At 51.9% G+C, this 17,308-nt stretch carries 18 protein-coding genes; 8 read left to right on the plus strand and 10 right to left on the minus strand.

The genetic code is table 11. The features are described from left to right. Positions 1 to 68: 68 nt before the first annotated feature. Both ACTJJ7_RS15625 and ACTJJ7_RS15630 read left to right on the plus strand, forming a co-directional pair. Positions 69 to 3,959, plus strand: coding sequence for a hypothetical protein (locus tag ACTJJ7_RS15625; RefSeq protein ID WP_440967919.1), 3,891 nt, complete (start codon positions 69 to 71; stop codon positions 3,957 to 3,959). Positions 3,960 to 4,077: 118 nt separating this feature from the next. Continuing rightward, a complete protein-coding gene (locus ACTJJ7_RS15630; protein ID WP_440967921.1) occupies positions 4,078 to 5,265 on the plus strand; it encodes a TIGR02281 family clan AA aspartic protease in 1,188 nt (395 codons plus the stop codon). Between the two features lie 65 nt (positions 5,266 to 5,330). On the opposite strand, the gene ACTJJ7_RS15635 is transcribed toward ACTJJ7_RS15630, so the two are convergent. Continuing rightward, positions 5,331 to 5,765 (minus strand): hypothetical protein, encoded by a 435-nt coding sequence (locus tag ACTJJ7_RS15635; protein WP_440967923.1) that lies wholly within the window; start codon positions 5,763 to 5,765, stop codon positions 5,331 to 5,333. A 252-nt stretch (positions 5,766 to 6,017) separates the two neighbouring features. Here ACTJJ7_RS15635 and ACTJJ7_RS15640 point away from each other — a divergent pair, with 252 nt between their 5' ends. From ACTJJ7_RS15640 to ACTJJ7_RS15650, 3 genes are all read left to right on the plus strand, one after another. Beyond that, the gene (locus ACTJJ7_RS15640) at positions 6,018 to 6,542 is read left to right on the plus strand and encodes a hypothetical protein (RefSeq protein WP_440967925.1); all 525 of its coding nucleotides are present in this window, start codon (positions 6,018 to 6,020) and stop codon (positions 6,540 to 6,542) included. A 19-nt stretch (positions 6,543 to 6,561) separates the two neighbouring features. Then, complete coding sequence (locus tag ACTJJ7_RS15645) at positions 6,562 to 6,801, plus strand: hypothetical protein (protein WP_440967927.1); 240 nt, start codon at positions 6,562 to 6,564, stop codon at positions 6,799 to 6,801. 147 nt (positions 6,802 to 6,948) lie between these two features. After that, positions 6,949 to 7,191, plus strand: a complete 243-nt coding sequence (locus ACTJJ7_RS15650; protein ID WP_440967929.1) for a hypothetical protein — start codon at positions 6,949 to 6,951, stop codon at positions 7,189 to 7,191. A gap of 893 nt (positions 7,192 to 8,084) precedes the next feature. Here the strand turns inward: ACTJJ7_RS15650 and ACTJJ7_RS15655 are convergent. Genes ACTJJ7_RS15655 through ACTJJ7_RS15665 form a run of 3 tightly spaced genes read right to left on the minus strand, consistent with a single transcriptional unit; the run spans position 8,085 to position 9,094 of the window. Beyond that, on the minus strand, positions 8,085 to 8,390 hold the full coding sequence (locus ACTJJ7_RS15655; RefSeq protein ID WP_440967930.1) for a hypothetical protein: 306 nt from the start codon (positions 8,388 to 8,390) through the stop codon (positions 8,085 to 8,087). Positions 8,391 to 8,450: 60 nt separating this feature from the next. Next, positions 8,451 to 8,756 carry a hypothetical protein gene (locus tag ACTJJ7_RS15660; RefSeq protein ID WP_440967931.1) on the minus strand — a complete coding sequence of 102 codons (306 nt, stop codon included), beginning with the start codon at positions 8,754 to 8,756 and terminating at the stop codon, positions 8,451 to 8,453. Next, on the minus strand, positions 8,753 to 9,094 hold the full coding sequence (locus ACTJJ7_RS15665; protein ID WP_440967933.1) for a hypothetical protein: 342 nt from the start codon (positions 9,092 to 9,094) through the stop codon (positions 8,753 to 8,755). The genes ACTJJ7_RS15660 and ACTJJ7_RS15665 overlap by 4 nt, the downstream gene beginning before the upstream one ends. 170 nt (positions 9,095 to 9,264) lie before the next feature. On the opposite strand from ACTJJ7_RS15665, the gene ACTJJ7_RS15670 reads away from it, so the two are divergent. Further along, positions 9,265 to 9,606 carry a hypothetical protein gene (locus ACTJJ7_RS15670; protein ID WP_440967935.1) on the plus strand — a complete coding sequence of 114 codons (342 nt, stop codon included), beginning with the start codon at positions 9,265 to 9,267 and terminating at the stop codon, positions 9,604 to 9,606. A gap of 119 nt (positions 9,607 to 9,725) precedes the next feature. Here the strand turns inward: ACTJJ7_RS15670 and ACTJJ7_RS15675 are convergent, their stop codons facing one another. Then, complete coding sequence (locus ACTJJ7_RS15675; RefSeq protein WP_440967936.1) at positions 9,726 to 10,379, minus strand: lysozyme; 654 nt, start codon at positions 10,377 to 10,379, stop codon at positions 9,726 to 9,728. A gap of 114 nt (positions 10,380 to 10,493) precedes the next feature. Between ACTJJ7_RS15675 and ACTJJ7_RS15680 the strand changes: the two genes are divergently transcribed. Continuing rightward, positions 10,494 to 10,790 carry a hypothetical protein gene (locus ACTJJ7_RS15680; protein WP_440967938.1) on the plus strand — a complete coding sequence of 99 codons (297 nt, stop codon included), beginning with the start codon at positions 10,494 to 10,496 and terminating at the stop codon, positions 10,788 to 10,790. Positions 10,791 to 11,080: 290 nt separating this feature from the next. After that, the gene (locus ACTJJ7_RS15685; protein ID WP_440967940.1) at positions 11,081 to 11,257 is read left to right on the plus strand and encodes a hypothetical protein; all 177 of its coding nucleotides are present in this window, start codon (positions 11,081 to 11,083) and stop codon (positions 11,255 to 11,257) included. Between the two features lie 12 nt (positions 11,258 to 11,269). Here ACTJJ7_RS15685 and ACTJJ7_RS15690 read toward each other — a convergent pair whose 3' ends face one another. The 5 genes from ACTJJ7_RS15690 to ACTJJ7_RS15710 form a co-directional block, all read right to left on the minus strand. Further along, positions 11,270 to 11,521 carry a hypothetical protein gene (locus tag ACTJJ7_RS15690; protein ID WP_440967942.1) on the minus strand — a complete coding sequence of 84 codons (252 nt, stop codon included), beginning with the start codon at positions 11,519 to 11,521 and terminating at the stop codon, positions 11,270 to 11,272. A gap of 413 nt (positions 11,522 to 11,934) precedes the next feature. After that, positions 11,935 to 13,575 carry a hypothetical protein gene (locus ACTJJ7_RS15695; RefSeq protein ID WP_440967944.1) on the minus strand — a complete coding sequence of 547 codons (1,641 nt, stop codon included), beginning with the start codon at positions 13,573 to 13,575 and terminating at the stop codon, positions 11,935 to 11,937. Beyond that, a complete protein-coding gene (locus tag ACTJJ7_RS15700) occupies positions 13,575 to 13,898 on the minus strand; it encodes a hypothetical protein (protein ID WP_440967946.1) in 324 nt (107 codons plus the stop codon). Before ACTJJ7_RS15700 ends, ACTJJ7_RS15695 begins: the two co-directional genes overlap by 1 nt. A 58-nt stretch (positions 13,899 to 13,956) precedes the next feature. After that, positions 13,957 to 16,905, minus strand: a complete 2,949-nt coding sequence (locus ACTJJ7_RS15705; protein WP_440967947.1) for a phage tail protein — start codon at positions 16,903 to 16,905, stop codon at positions 13,957 to 13,959. A 6-nt stretch (positions 16,906 to 16,911) separates the two neighbouring features. Further along, positions 16,912 to 17,307: a DUF6950 family protein gene (locus ACTJJ7_RS15710; RefSeq protein ID WP_440967949.1), complete on the minus strand. Its 396-nt coding sequence runs from the start codon at positions 17,305 to 17,307 to the stop codon at positions 16,912 to 16,914. Position 17,308 lies beyond the last annotated feature (1 nt).

Here is a 17,308-nt window from a genome sequence, read left to right on the forward strand (position 1 = left end):
CATCCGCGTTCAATAAAACCATCAATTCTCCTCCTTTTCATTCTCCTCTAAAGTAAGTGATTGCGCAAATGACAGACGCGCCAGGTTTCCAGTTGAACGACGCCCAGAAAGCCCAACTCCAACAGCTTACAAACGGTGGGAACGCGGATTTTTATAAAGGCTATGACTATCTTCATGGCCTGATTACGACCTATATCAATGACCCGGCCAATGCGGGTGCAGCGGACTTCAAACAGGCAACTGACCAGGAGTTCTGGCTGCGCAAGGCAACTGAGATCAACAGCAATGATCCGGGCAGTCTGGCCAATTACTTCATCCGCGATATAACTCGTATGGGCCTAACATTCGACGGAAAGCCAGTCGATGCAGAAAAGATACAGGCCAATTCTGACATTATCGGTAAAGCCGTGATCGGAGACGCCATATCCAATGGCAGGATTCCTCCGGTAACCGACATTATTCCACGTGATGCCTTGGGAGCGATCAATCAAGGAGGGCAAACACTTGCCGGATGGGGCGGGGCATTCAATTATTGGAACACTATCCTTGATCCGAAAATATCGAATGAAACGGTTGGAGATCGTATTCTTGCCAATGCCGCGGAAATGGAAAAATTCGTTGCACTCAACGCGAAAGCATTGGCCGATACAACCGCAAAGTTCGGAGGCGATCCGATAGAAAACTATGAGGCTCTCAAGCGAGGCCTTAACGCACAAGTCCCTAGTCATATAAAAGATCAAATCATTGCGCGTGCCCTTGACGGCATTACCGGCCAGAATGGCGGGTTCGCGGGTAACCCAGAAAACATTGATGGTTATCATCCCCGCTACGACAACAATGGCAAGGTAGTTGGCTGGTACGAGTTAGATAGCAATCTCAAGCAGAAGGACGTGACAAATCCTGCAAAAATTTCCGAGCTCAACAGTCGGCACGAAGTGCGGCAAGATAAGGGTGAGTTTCATGCTTGGCAGGGGCCGGAAGTTAAAACTGGAACTCAGACGTTCAAGATTGATGACAAAACAACAGTCACCCGAACTTATCAAGATGGGGTTTTGACGGCACGGTCCACTATTATAAATGGCTCATCGCGCGTTGACGAAACATTCAATCCAATAACCGGAAAATCCTCCTCCACGTCTCAATTTGACGGTCAGGGGCGCAAGTACAAAGAGACGCAATTTAATGCAGATGGTTCCCGTGTCGAGAACTACTATGACACGAGCAATACGCAGCCGTGGAAACAGGCTGAACAGCGATTTGGTTCTGACGGCAAATTGTCCTATCAGCAAAATACCAACCGCGACGGGTCTCGTATTGAATGGACATACAGCCCCCAAAGCGGCCAAGCAACCTGGGAACGGAACATCGCTGCGGATGGCTCGCGCGTGGAACGCAACCTTGATCCTGATAACAAGCAAACCTGGTCAGAAGGCATCTATCACTATGACGCCCAAAATGGTTTGACGCATTCGATTGAAAAAAATCACGACGGTACGCGCTGGGAACGCAATTTTGATCCTCACAATCAGTACCCGTGGAAACAGGGGACGTATCAGTACAACGCAACCAACCAGTTGGTTCACTCAACGGAGGTGTCGGACGACAATTCGTATGTCGACAGGATATTCTATCCTGATACGGGCAAGCCAAGGATCGTGGACAGCTATAACTCGCAGGGACAACGCGTCCACTATAGCGAGATTAACCCAGACAGCTCACGAACCGATTATAGCGTTGAACCCGCAACAGGCAGAAATCTGACGGCCGACCAGTTTAACGCCAACAACCAGCTGACGAGCCAGTCGCAATTCAACGCGGATGGTTCCCGGATAGACACCCATCTAGACCCGACCAACGCTGCAGCTTGGGCGAGCGGCGTCTATTACTACAATCCCAACGGACAACTGACCAATCGCGATGTCACGATGGATGATGGTTCGCGAATTCATTCGGATTACAACACAACCGATGCTGGTGGCTGGAAAACGGGAACATACTATTACAACCCACAGGGCCAATTGACGAACACCGATGTCGTTACGATCGATGGCTCACGCATCCATACTGATCTTGATCCGACCAATGCAGCACCATGGGCGCGGGGCGAATACATCTTTAATCCAAATGGACAATTGACCAGTGGGAAGGTGACCATGGATGATGGATCACGCTCGGAACAGACATTCAATCCCGAAACCGGAGCAATTACCCAGCAGCAAAACTTCGATGGCAACGGCAATCTGACCTATGACCGAAATGCCGAAATTGCAGCGGCAGATGCAAGGCGTCTTGTTGAGACCGCGATTGCTCAAGAAAAGGCAAGAGCTCTGGAGCGACGGGTTGAAACTCTCAATCCCGGCGACGGATGGTATAAGACCATTGTCAACACGTTCGATGGCAACAATCGCCTTTCACATCAAGAAATTCTCTATGAAGGCAGCAACCAAATCAGATCAACAACCGATATCGATCTATCTGGCAGTCAGCCATGGCATGCTCAAATTAAGTTTTTTACTAAGGATGCCACAGCAAGTTATCTCGATTACACTATAAATGACAACCGGACATCGAGAGTAACCCTCTACCCGAATACGAAAAACGCCGAAACTGCTGACTTTGATGCGCAGGGTAAACTGACCGGTCAGTCTGCTCCGAAACTCGACACCTATCATATGTTTATGCATCCGCTACCATATAGCCTACCATTCAAGGTTGAGAACACGCGTTACAGAGTGGGCCCGGGCTTTAATCCGGGTGACGGAATGACTCAGGATGCCCCAGTTGGAGGCGTAGACCCAATTCTACCGCCGCCAGGCACCGGCATTGATGGTATTCCTTCATCCAATCCGTTCGGGACGAAGTATTCTACCGGAACATTCACGCTGCCTCCGCCTGGCGGATGGGGAAGCTTTTCCGGAGATCCGGCACTAACCTTGCCCACAATCAATTGGGTATCGTCCGTTGCTCCCGGTTCCACCAATAAGGACCTGTTCAAATATTTACCACAGGCAGTTACCCCAGCAGGTACAAGTGTTACTTATGTTGGAGTGACGCTGCAAAACACAATTCCCGTTTACCGGGATGCCAACGGTAACATCTTCATTCTAAAATCTGGGACCGGAGGTATTGGTTCACCAAAGCCTGGCGAGAAAATAGGTGACGGGACTATTGTACCTTTGCCCGGCGGGTTCGAATTTCCTAACGCGGGTCAAGGCATCAAGTATCTTGGTCCCATGACCACGAACGATCAAAAGTTCCTACTCTATGAGAATGCTCAGGGAAATATCATGGGTGTTCGGGCTCCTGGGTTGCAAATAACAATCAATCCCGTTCTGTTGGACCTCAACGGCGACAACCAGCTTGATGTTCGCCCGATCGATCTGACAAAACCCAATGATGTAAGCGGTCCTCACTTTGACTGGCAGGGCAATGGCAAGCCACAGCAGACCGCTTGGGTTGGCCCAAAAGACGGATTACTTGTCATCGACCTGGCAAAAGATGGAACGTCGGGACCGGACGGCAAAATCGATCAAGCTAAAGAAATTGCCTTCTCATTGTGGAAGTCTGAAGATGAACGCCAGCTTGAACTGAAACGACAAGGTATCGGTGATAATGGCCACATTGTCACAGATCTTGAGGGCCTCCAATATGCGTTCGATACCAACCACGACGGCGTTTTGGACAAACAAGATGCCCGTTGGAAGGAATTTCGGGTTTGGCAGGACTTGAACCAGGACGGCATTACGGATGCCGGCGAGCTGAAATCACTCGACGACTGGGGGATCAAGAGCATCAACCTTATGCCGACCGCGGATGGACAAAAGCAATTTGACGACGGTTCAGCAATAACAGGCACAAGTTTCATGGAAATGATCGACGGCACGAAACGCCTGGTCGGGGATGCGACGCTGTCATACCAGCCACCGCTCTTGACCGGTAATCACCACGTCTCATCATGATTGCGATCCATCATTGAAAAGGGTAACAGCCTCATCGCATCTATCATGGCATTACGCGACGTTGTTCGATAATGCCCGATGGCTTTTTCAATTTATGTACGAGATCAGGAAATTCTGAATGCTGGTAGCCGATCCTCAAGACCGTAATGGAGGCGTTCCATCCAAAGGCAGAAGCTGGGTTGGGATAGGGCTGACTGTGATCGCAATCGGTCTGGCTTTGGGTGGAGCGGCCGCCCTCTATTTCTATGGTAGCCCTCCCCGCACAGGCCCTGAGCGGACTGCGGCTCCGGCACCTCTTCCGCAAACTGATCCCGCTCTCACCGCCCTTTATAACCGGCTCGATATCGCCCCCTTACCCGATGACGTCGCCAAACGCAGATCCGTGGCCACACAGCTCGACATCTTGCGTCGCGAACCCTGTGACTGGAATGCGCGGTACAGTTTGGCAGGCGAGCTGCAGAAGGCAAGTTATAACAGGGAAGCTGCCAATGCTCTGATTGCCTATTCGCATACCTGCAGCCCATCCAATGTCGCGCTTTCACGTGCAGCTGACATATTGTATGGCTTGAGCGATTTTGACAAAGCATTGAATGCAGCCGATGAAGTGGTGCAGATGTCGCCTGGTATGCCGCAGTTCCATTTTCTGCGCGGGCAGATCAGAGAGGATGCCAAGAAATATGAGGCGGCCATCGATGATTATTATTCTACGATTGGCCTTGCCGATGACCCCGCTACCATCAGCAGCGTTGTTTTCCAGAAGCTTTCAAACAGCTACGCTGCCCTTGGAAAGTATTGCGAAGCAATGGCACCGCTCCAAACGTGGGTATCCATTGATCCAGCAAAGAATGACACGCCTCGCGTCCAGACGCTAATGAAGGACTTCAGCAAAAAGGGAAACTGTGCTGCAAGTTATGCAACAGGCAGTGACCGCTTCGCGACGCAAGGCAAAAACGTGATCATGGCATCTGTCAATATCAACGGTGTCAATGGAACATTTATAGTCGATACTGGGGCAAGCTTTGTTGCCGTCAGCAAGGCCTTTGCTGACAAAGCCAAACTACCGCTCGACGGCGGTTCCAAAATCGCCATGCAGACGGCCAACGGTGTATCGGAAGCTCTGCGAACAACGGTCAATAAGATCAGACTTGGACAAGTTGAAGCGAACGACGTTGCCGCCGTGGTCAATGTTGACGAAGCCAAGGGTTTTGGTGACGGCATTGACGGCCTGCTTGGTCGCTCGTTCCTGTCACGTTTCGATGTAACATTTGGTGCGAAGGAGTGGCAGATCACGACCCGAAAAGAATGAAGGAACACACTGCTGCCTGCCGGCAACTTTTTATGAAACTCATTCCAGCATGCACGTCGACTTTCTCACCCTCGGTATGCAGCGTCTTTTTTTACCATACGCTGAGTCAAATACATCGCACCAACAGCACCGGATATGGCCAGAAAACCAAGATCACTTTGATCAGCAATGGCGCAACATAGCCAGACCGACACGTATCCAAGTGCAGCTGATAAAATGACACTGCCCCAAAGACCCAACCATTTTCTCGAGATTCCGACGATGAGGCCTGTCATGAGGGCAGCCAGATAACCGTAGAAGTAAAAGAACCCGACAAAGGTCAAAACCAAAATAAAATAGAAGACCAGCGCATCCGGAGATACATCATCCGGTATTCTGAAATTGCCCAATCCTATAACTGCAAACAATATGATGGCACTCAACAGGGCGACAAGAGGTGGCCCGGCGATCATAAATGTAATGCCCCATAACATCGTACGCTGCGTGAGCTTCAACCGCATATTTTCTGGAAACCTAGGAACCAAGATCGCGACGATGAAATAAATTATCAATAGGACGAAGAGCAATGCCAAATTGATCGTAAACGAAAGAGATAACACGGAGCCCCCAGTCGAATTCCAATACGGGCAAATCGCCGCCTCTTGTGTTTAACGTGTCTTCACATATCCTTATTCCATGTGCAACCTTTACAGAATAACCATCGGCTTTGAAGCAATGTCACTCATTCTACGAACCGCGGGCGAAATCGATGTGTGGCTGAATGCACCGGCGGAAGAAGCCCTGAGGCTTCAAAAGCCCCTGCCCGACAACGATCTGCTTGTATTGCCATGAGAGCAACGCGGGTTTTGGCTGCGACGGTCTTGTCCGCGTTTGTGTCTACGACAGGTCGAGCCGACGAGCCTTCTGCTTCTGACCAGTCCTATTCGCTGGAAATCGCAATTGTCCGCAAAGCGGACAACAAAATTCTTTTTGGTAAAGCGCAGTGCTCGCGCAAGAAATTATGTTCCGCGTATCTAGGAGAAGACCTTTCTGCGCTCATCAATTTTGAAGGTGGAAAGTATGCTATTCTAATTAACCAAAACAGAGACGAGCCCCAGGTAGACTGCTGTTTTTTTGAGCCTCTGGACCGCTATGCATACTACCTATACATCAAGCCGGGAGAAACCCATACCAAAGCAAGATTGCTACACAAGGCTTATAATCCAATGCTGGCAATGGGCGGACATCTATTCGCTTCGGCTCCGTATGGTGCGATATTTGTAAAACTGATCGAGTAATTCAGATCGGAAAATCGACATGAAAATCACGGGACCCAAGACGACGGGCAACTATCCTGACCGCTTTGAGGATTGCCAGACGGCAATAGAAGAAGTGTTTGTTCAGCTGGTTGTCGAAGCGACCCGCGCCGGATGGCACCATGAAGAAGTTTTAGCGGCTATAACCGCCGTAGCTGACACCACGGCGCTTGCCTTGGACGTTAAGGGAAAGACGGATACTGAGACCCGCCTGTCAAAATTGATGAAGAAGAAAGATTGAAGCCGAGGGAAGTAAGGGCACCGTAAACGGCTGAGCGGGGTTCAAATCGCAACGAATGGATATTGACATCTGACCTCAGAATGAAGTGTGGTGAAGATGAAGGGGGGATTGAACCATAGGCAGTTTGTCTGCCTGAAAGAACATTTGATGAAGATCACCCCTCCTAAGGCCCTAGGCAACTATTCAAACCGTTTTAATGACTGTCGGCTCGCGATTGATGATGCACTTCGCAATCTCATCGGCGATACCGTTATGGCAGGCTGGAACACCAAAGAAGTTCTGACTGCAATCAATGAGCTTGTCGATGAGACCATGATAGCAATAACGAGCACAGACCGTATTGCGTTTGAAGCCGACTTGATAAGCGGCCGGAAAAAGAAAACGCCCTGAGAAACGCAAAAAAAGCTCCACTATCCCCAAGGGCGGCGAAGCTTGATTGTAACGGCGACTTTTGGCAAATAGTCCACGCTCGCATGAAAGCAAGTATGGTCCCGGTAAACGCTTACCTTCGATAGTCAGTCGCGGCCGGGTCTCATTTTCTCAGTTTGGCCACAGGTTCAGATAATTTTCCGATCAGTCTCAAATGTTACGAAGTCAGCGTTGTTTCCATCAGATAACACGAGGCTCGGCAACTTCTTCCCCAGAGACCCCTGCCGGGCCTCACCTTTGAAAAAGCCTCGCCACCCATTCAACTGAATTTGCCAGCGTAACGCCGATTTCACCAAGTGTAGTGTGAAACGTTAGGGCTCGGCTACGAGTACACATGAGGCTCGGCATCCGTCCCCGATGTCCCTTGCCGGACCTCCCTCCCCAATGTTAAAAATCCGTAATTTGACTGCGCTCAAAACTGGGCGAAATCTTCGGGAGTGATTTCTCTGACCGCGATTTGGGTTTAGTCGCCGTAAGCTTTCAAGCTCATTTGGTGCCAACTCAAAAGAATAAGTCTGAGAAGATCATCTAAACGGCGAAAAGCCAGGGGAATGAGTATCTGGAGGATATAATGCGGACTCGAATTTCGTTCTTAAAGTCAAAGAAACGCAACGAAAACATCTTCACCCAGACATTTGAACAACCGGAATATTGGCGGGCGCAATTATCCGAAGCAGCTATGCGAAAACTGCGTAGGCGCGCGAAAATGGTTAAATTCACGGTCCATAGATAACTTCTATTTTTGTGGAAATGCGATCTGCCAACCGAGCTTTGCATTCTTTGATAGTTAAGTCGCAGCAAAGCTCGGTTGAGGCTCGGGGGCCACAGCAATGAAGCTGGGCTGCCGGGCCACTTCACTGGCGTTTCCCCGGAGCTAATGCTGCCAATACCGCATCAAGGCGCCTGTTTGTCTCCCGTTGCCCTTCACGCATTTCGTCCCGCAATTCCTTGATCGCATCATCCGTTCTGCTCTGTTGCCCATCGTGATCGACGCGCCGGACATATTCGTCGCGAACGCGATTGATTCGGTCATGGAGTGCATTGTCTCCAGCCTCACGCGATGCTGTGAGAGAGCGGAAGGCGGCGATGATTGTCCCGCCCAGGAAGGTAAACAGGCCCGCAGAGATACCGATAAGCCACTGTATGTCCTTGTCCATCACCAGCATTTCCTTGTCTTACCGAATGCATTGTGAGAGGCGATCCCCTGCCCGGCGGGAATGTCATTGCCCGCCAGATAGATCGCTGTTGCCGGTTTGACGGTGATCTTCTGCCAACCCGCGCAGCTCGATGGCACAACTGCCTGGCATGCCGCCAAGCTCGACACAAAGCCCAACAGGATCAAGATTCTGAATATTGCCATTGGTGATTGCCCTTTCCCGATAGGCCTTGATGACTTCTTGAGCGGCGATTGCATTGGCTTGCTGGCGGCCTTCGTGCTTGCCGTAGAGATAGATGGGGGCAGAGGCGATCAGCGTATCCAGCACAACCCCTGCCCCGATCTGCCAGTATTTGAAGAGTGCAATCATGACTTGATTGCCTCCGCATTGGCGTCCTGCTTCCTGCGGTCCCAAATCCAGTCGTAAACCCGATATCCGACCAGCCCGAGGAAGGCGGCCGCAACAAGGACAACGAGGTTCTGCCAAGGGATTGTGCCGACGTTCGCGACTGCGGTCGTAACAAGTCCACCGGTGTCGGTTGTGGCGATGAACGCTGGAGATTGCCAGAAAGGCTTTTCCGGCTCCGCAAGCGTATCCTGCAAGTAAGGAAAAGGCGGAGCTACCCCATCCAGCATAGCCGCAATAGCAATCAGGCGAGCGGACCATGCCATCATAAGCACGGCCCTCCATTCAAGGAGCAGTTTCATCGAGAATTCCTGTTTCGGGGACAAAGGACAAGGTAAAGTAGCAGCGCGCGCACCAATAAATCAGTGAACCACCGCTACATTTGCGCTTCTTTATGTTGAGGTGGCTTGCAAGTTTCTACAACTGGTATATCGCTTGCACCAATTCATAAAATTCGGGGGAATGCTTGATCATGTCCATGTTTGAGGGCAGAAAAATAACTCCAAAACACGAGCTGTATTCAGTAATCGCGGCCATTCAGCAATTTGACGGGTCGAATTCTTCGGTTGCCTCGGCAATCGCAAAGAACGCGCTGGATGTGGACTTGGGAACCTTTGGCAATGGCGGGCTTTCAAACTACCATTTCGATGAAGTAACACGTAACAGACTGCTGGCACACGCCAGACAAGACGCAGCGCATGCCGTTGCGATGGCACATGTTACGGCCCGCGAAGTCAAATCGCTGAAATTTATCGTTCTGTTGCTTGTGTTGCTGGTCGTGGCACTTTGTATTTATCTGTTTGTGAAGCTTTAGAACTTCACTAAGCCGCAACCCTACTTGCCTTGGTCACATTGGGATTACCGTTAAGCGTACAATGCCTTGTCATGCCAGCAAAGCCCCTGCCCCAATCTGCCAGTATTTTAGGAGTGCAATCATCTCGGATTGATCCTCTTGCTCAGGAACAAGTAGGCGCCAATGACAAAGCTGATCACAAGGATGGCAGCGAGCGCCCATTGGAGCGGGCCTGCCCCCGTAAAGGCAAAGGATAGCGTCGAGAGGATGGTTGCGCCCCACGACACGTTCTCCTTGGTCAGGATGGCGGGCGCCGTGGCCGTCGCGTCAACGAAGTTAGACGAGACGAATGCACCCTTAGCCCAAAGCCCCGCCTCGGCCGACCGGCGGTTGACGAGACCATTCAGCTTCTTTCCGCCTGCATTCACCCATTTCATCAGCTCGGCCGGGACGGCGCTGTAATCGCCCTTGTTGAGCTTTTTCAGCAGCGTGGATTTGTCGAGCGCACCGGTGTTGAAATCGAAGGACACCAGGGCGGCAAACTGATTGTCGGTCAGTGCGACCTTGACCAGCCTGTCCACCCTTGCCTCGAATTTCGAAAGGTCCGTCCGCAGGATGACATCGGCTTCATCAGCCGTGATCTTCATGCCGGCAGTGACGACCGGTCCGCCCGCTGCACTGGTATGACCGTAGCCGATGGTCCAGACGCCCACCGCATCGCGATAGGCTGTTGTTCTCAGGGCTTCCCACTGTTTGACAAGCGAAAGCCCCGCCGCATTGATACGTCGAGACATGGTGATTTCCTGATTGTGGATTGGATTCGATTTAAGACGCCATCAGGCGCTCTTGCTTCTTTGGAAGGATGGTATAACGGTTCAAAAATAGAACTAAATTAGGTGGATATTTGAATGATAGACCCCGGCCCTGCCAAATACACAGCAAAAAGCAGTTTTCAATCATCTTCAGGTATGGAGATCGCAAAGGATGCTCTGGATCATGATCTAGGACATTTTGGCAATGAGAGCCTGCGAAACTATCCTTTTGATGACAATACGAAAAACCGGCTGATTGCTCATATAAGGCTGGATGCGGCACAGGCAGCGATCAATTCAAAACGCATCGCGAATGACCTCAGACTGATTAAAGTCCTCGCGTTACTTCTATTCGCCTTTGAAGCGGTGAACTTCTTCTATCCGTTGAGATAGCACGGAACAGCCACCTTACATTTGCTATACACAAAATCGAGCGGCAGCCCCGCCCCGCGAGGGATGGTTCTGTCCATGGTGATTTCCTGATTGTTAGAACGAAAGTTTATGTTGGTGCGTTGGACATTTGCGGGTCACGCACTTACCCGCAGAGACCCGACTGTGATGAAGGGCAAGTTTGCCGCAGTCGGGTCACTGTTCTTTCAAAATTCGAATCGAATGTTCTTCGGCCAAGCTATGTTTGGTGGTATGATGAAGCCCAATTGCAGATCCCAGAATGGGAGAGCGACATGTTTATTCACCATCATCATGATCATCGAGAATCGTTGAACTGGGCCATCCTGGTGCTTGTTGCCGTATGTGCTGCCATTGCCGTAGATCTGGCCATCCACGTGACCTCTGACAAATACGCGTGCAATTATAATGGCGGCGTAGAAGCATTGTTTGGAGCCTGCACGCCCAAATAATCAGATAGCCCGCTATTTGGACGCCTGTTTCTCTTCCGCAGAGGCTTGCAAGATCTGCGCGGCGCTCGGCCCCCAGATTTCTTTGTTGTCCTTGAGACCGCCCGATTCCGTCATGACCTGGGGCACGAACTGGGCCAACCTATGCGGCTGATCAACGCCGATATCGGAGCCATATTTGTCAAGTGCCCCGATCAATGAGGCGGCATTCGTCGCGCTCGGAGTCGACTTAGCGATCCGACGCAGCATTTCTGCTGTCAGTTTCATAATTTTTCCTGATTTTGGAGCGGGCTATTATCGATGTGACGCTCACATATGAAAGAATACTGTAAATTAATCGATAGGGATTGATTTACATCTCAATGCGCGCAAACATGTACTTCGCATACAGATTGCAAAGGAAACTACGTATGGTTCAGATACTCGCGGCGTGGATTGGACTACCGCTTTTTCTTTTGTTTCTCTTGCTTTTCTATTTTTTGCGGACTTCGCCGCCAAAGAAAATGAATCGTAACGGTCAGCGGTAAAAGTCGATCAAAACTTCAGGGCCTTGCGTTTAGCAGTTCTGGTGCCTCCCCCTGTTTGACAAGCGAAAGCCCCGCTTGGAATTGCATTGCACGAAGGAAAGCCACAATACGCGCACGACGGCGACGTAGAAGTACTCTTCGACGCGTGCGGTCCTAAAGTTGCGCCCCGCTAAATGTGGTCCACTGCGGAGAACCATTGATCGTGACGCCACCAGTGCTGTCACATCGCGCAAACACTTGATAAACGTCACTTCCGTTGGAACTATCCATGCAAGTTATCGATATCGATTGCGGTCCAGTGCCCCTTGTAACGCCGACCGCCTGCTGGAGCGACACACCGTTTTTGTAGATTGAGATCGCCATTAACCGACCATCCTCTACACCCGTTGTGAATGTTACGCGCGCGGTCATTATCACCGGACCACCTCGTGGTCGCCATGCCGAATTGGACGGTATCGCGCCGCCGCCAACATCGTAGACAACACCCGGGAAATCTACAAAACCGTCGCCACCGCTGGGAAAACCAGTTTGGTCAACGAAGTTCTTTGCGTAAGACACGCGCGGCGGGTAGTCAAAGTTGCCACTTGCCTCCTGAATGCCGGGGCTGTTACCAGGCAAGAACACCGGGCTATTCGTTTCAGTTCGAATTGCACCGCTATAGTGTACAAGAAACCGTCTACCGGTAGCTGCTCCAGAGAACGTTACGTTCACCAGGAACAGCTCAGACGTGGCCACGCCGGCAAACTGCCCAGTGAAGTTGGGCGTTCCTGTCAATGTGATCACAGCGGGACCAGCCGCCTTGATGCAACCCCATTCCGTGGCGTGAAAGTGGTTTAGCGCGCCGCCAGCGATGGTATAATTTGCATCGAAAGTGACCACAGACCCACTTTGCGAAACGACATGGTCAGCGGTTGTGGCACCGAAGATCACGTTGCCGTAGTTCAGTGTGGTGCCGGGATCGAGTGTATAGAATCCATATCCGGCGGTGCCGGGATTGAGCCGAAAGCCGTGAATATCGAGCTTGGCGCCGCCAAATAATTGAACGCAAGTGGCCGCCCCTGATAAAATGACGTTACCGGGGCTGCTGACATTACCGGTCAGAAATATGGGAAAACGATTTAAGCCGGAGCTTTTTGGCAGACCGCGCATGACGATGGATTCGTTATATGTTCCGTCAGCTACATTGATGTAGCAGACATAATTACGGGTATCCAATTTCTGATAAATCGTCGATACTGCCTTCATGATTGTCTTGAAGGCCGTACCTGTTGAGAGTCCATTGTTTGTGTCAGCACCCGTTGAGGCATCGACATAGTAAGTGCGGTTTGCCGTCAATTGCTCTGGCAAGCCAAGTACCGCCTGCTGCGCGACTGCACTGCCTGCTCCAATCAGCGCTTGACCCGGTGTCGACAAATCAACCAAGTCCATCATCCCCGGACCGGCGAAAATTGGAAGTTTATTCGCAGCTCCGTTTAGGCCGACCAGAGCTGGCACATTTTGCTGACTGAGCAGCTTTCGAACTGATGTCAGCTGGGCAGTAAACCGCGAGTCCGCCTGGTACCGGATGAAGTAGGCGGTTCCCACTGCCAATGTCGGACCACGCCAGCTATCGAGTAGCGTAATCGAGCCGTCGCTGTTCACGCTGTCAATTCGAGCCAACGGATAGCCGTCAACACCGAATTGATCGCCCTTCTCCAGTTCCGCAGTTGTCCAGAACGTGTCGACACCCGTCAGCGCTCTTGAACCGGCATTGATCGAGACCGTGCCGACCTGATAGTCAGGATTATCAGCCATCAGCGCACCTTTCCGACCTTACTGGCGGACTCCTCGGACTTTGAAGTGGATAGCTTCACAATTTCCTCGCGAACATCTTCGAGCCCCCTTTCTGCTTCTTCAAGTCGAGCGTTGAGATCGATGTTGGTTTTGGTCAGCTCAGCCGTGACAGCCTGTTCCTTGCGCAGCGCAGCACGTAGTCCGACGGTTCTCGATTCATAGAAAAGCTTCACAGCCATCAATTCTTCAGCGTGATCGATCGGCAGGGTCGCAGGTTCTGCGGGCGTTATCGCCTCAGCAATTGTCTCCGCTGAGGCTGCATTGATTGTTTCATCTACAGACATGGGTTCTCCTCCCCGCACTGGCGGGTGAAAGATTGAGGCTTGGATGGGTTGAGTTAGATCAGCGTTTCCACCAAAGGGCGGTCAGCGTGACGTTGTAGATATTGATGCCGGAACCGCCGGTGCCTTCGGACATTTTCGCTTCAAAGGTATTATTTCCGGCAGCGTTGTTGCCAAAGAAGAAATCAATAGATGATTGGGGCGAGTTTGTCGTATTGGGCGAAAGCACGAATGACTTCGAGTACACAATCTCACCCGTCGTCGTGTTCGTCACGATGATCGTATACCGGCCGGGAGCCTGGTAGCTGAACGATCCGCTCCAGTTGATCTGCATCAGGGACCGGCCCGCAACTGGCATATTCGCAGTCAGATAGAGATTCACATAACCAATGCTTGGGCTGGGATCACGATAGACGAGGCCGCTGACACGCGAGCTGCTCGTGACTGAATCAATCCCAAGATTGGACGTTCCCACGATGAGATTACCGATCACGGCCTCGCTGATATCCACGGCGCCAAGTGTGGCGGAAAGTCCAACCAGCTTGTTGACGCGCAGCTCATCGGCATAAAGCACGCCGCTCTGAATGACGAAGGGTCGCCGCTTTGCCCCGGACTGAACTACGTAGAAAGAATCGGCGGTTATTCCGACTTCGCTTGTGCCACCGGCTATTGCGCTAAGGAACAAGGCAGCCTGTGACGTTGGCCCGGTTCCATTTGCCGCTACGCTCAGTCCTGCCGTTGATTGCGCACCAACTTGCGTTGCCACCTGTTCAAAGCGAAGAATACCATTGGCGTAGAAATTGCCGACCCTTGACTCGTTCACATCAACACGATTGGTGACGGCAGTCAGCTTTCCGTCAATGGTGCCGACTGAGGTTGAAAGCGAATTGGTAATTTGAGACAGGGCATTCAGGCCTGTCTTTGTATCGCTTACTTGCGCCGTCAGTTGCTCAATTCTGAGCGCGGATGCTGCACCTTGTGTTGCAACCACTGTCAACTGTTCCGTGTAGCTTGCTGTAAAGGCGCCAACAGTTGCCGTTAACTCCTTTAGATCATCAAACGACTGCGCACCGGCTTCCGCGAGCAGTGCACTGATCCTCTGACGTTCTTCATCCGCAAACCGGATAGACTTGCCAATCCAGTCGAGCTTAGCATTCAGGCGTTGAAGCACTCCATCAACGACGCCAGGCAGGTATACTGTTTCGCGGCTGGTTTTAATCGTCGTCGTCAGCCACGGCGTGAATGTCTTGAAACGATCGGGCACCGTCGTGATTGTGGCACGCGCCTCATAGAACACGCCCGATTGAACATCCTTCGATGTAGTGAAGACGCCTACCTCCGGTTGTGACGACTTGTCCTGAAACTCCACGAACGTTCCGGCAATACGGTAGAAGAACCGAACTTCCGTGATTGTCGGGTCATCTGGCGGTGTCCAGCCGAAGCGAAGTGCGGGCTTCTCGAAACCATCCTCGCCATTGATGACACCGACCTCCACTGCAAAGCCTTGGATGGTAGACAGGATCGATGGATTGATCGGCGGCGATGGTGGGATGATGACCGGGCCCGGATCAATGTCGCCATCCGAATAGATGTCTGCGCCGGTCTCAGACAGAACCAGCGTGAACAAGAAGTTCTCATCGCAACGCCATTCCGTGATCAGCCATGTCTTGCCGTCGAACACAACCCATTCACCTTCCTGTACCTTCAGGCCGACGCGGCGGCTGACAGGAACCGTTGCCTGGCCGCCCTTGCGGTTCTGGCGGTAGCGGATGTTGAGAAGGTACTGGGCAATATCTGGATCGGAGACCTGCAGGAAGTCATTTGACGTCTGCCGACGGCGGCCGTCTGCGGCGATGTCTGCATTCACAACAATCGGCTTGAGACTTTCCGCGCCCCATTGGCTTTCCGGAGAGGTAAACTGCCCGGACATCATGTTGTACATTTCGAAGGCAGATTTGCGCTTGCTGACTTCCTGGGCGCGATCCATTGGAATATCGGCGGCCGTAATTTCAAGCACGGGGATTTGCGGCGCGCCGGGGATCACGCCGGACAAGCCGCGGCGGTTCAGGCCATAGCCCGCCATCGCATCGTCAAACTCTTTCAGAATTTCCGTGTGGTCATCGGATCCCTGAACGTAGATCGCACTTTGATATGTCGGCTTTCCCTTCCTCACCGTGTCACAGACGTTCATTGCAGCGAAATAGGAGGACAGGTCGAGCTGACCCATCGACTTGCCCTCGCCGATCAATGTCCGCCCGGAAATCACTCCGCATAAGCCAAGCTGATAGTTCAGGCGTTGTATGGCCGTGTTCTTCGAGAACTCCCACGTTGCCGGATTGTCGAGCCGATGTGGTCCCGATCCACCTGCAACAGTGCTATCCTTGCGTGGATCGTAGAGACGAAGGCCACGGAGAATGAAACTGAACTCAGGTGCGCCTTTCTCGAACTTGTCCGCGTTGTATTCCCTGTCGACGACGACATAGCAGAGACCGGCGCAGACGCTCGTCGCCTTCCAATTGCGACCAAGCGCATTGGTTACGCTAACGAGCTTGGTATCAACGCCCTGCCCTGGTCGACCGTCGTAGAAGCGGATCGTAATCTTGTCGTCGAAGCCGTCGACACCGAAGCAAGCCGCCTCGTTGCCGGTGATCGGCTTCGGCACGAGCATCTTCTTCTCACCGTAGAAATAGATGCCTTCCAGCTCGTCGCACCATCCATTCGACAGCACATAGATGTCGCTGTTGAACTTGTTTCCCTTACCGTACTTCGCATAGAAAATCCGGTGTCCCTTGGTCATACCGGTGCCAAACATGGCTCCAACTGGCACATCGGCGCCGTACTGGATTTCACCTTGGACGGCCGAGTATTTTCGCTCTTTTGGACGGTTCAGATAGCTGAACGCCAGCTTGGCGCCGAATGCCAGAGCACCAGCAATGAGCGTTGTCGCCAGAGCAGAGCCAGCAAAAAGCGCGGCGCTGATTGCACCGGCAATGGCAGTAAAAATTGGCATGAATGCTTATCCTGCGCGAAACGCCGCGATGCAGTCGCTGAGGGTATGGTAGGACTGGCCCTGATCGGTCTTGGTAACGAAGCGCGATCCGAGGCAGATGCCGACATGCTCATGTGAGCCAAGCTGAAGGATTACGATGTCGCCCAGACGGGCAGCGGCTGGCGCACACGGCTCAGCAATCGTTTCGAAAAACGTAACAAGGGATTTATGCCCGCGCTTGCGCAGCGCCTTCTGTGCGCCAAGGATCGTGCGATAATCCTTGGAATAGGATTTGCGGTGTTCAGACCCGGCAAGAGCATCGATCATGGCAATGCCAAGAAAGAAGCAATCGGCAATGCCATACTCATATGGCTTTGCCATCTCCGCGCTTAGCGTAGCTGCAACAATCTCAAATCTGGTCATG

It is taken from the genome of Phyllobacterium sp. 22229, from assembly GCF_052056495.1.
Classification (GTDB): Bacteria; Pseudomonadota; Alphaproteobacteria; order Rhizobiales; family Rhizobiaceae; genus Phyllobacterium; species Phyllobacterium myrsinacearum.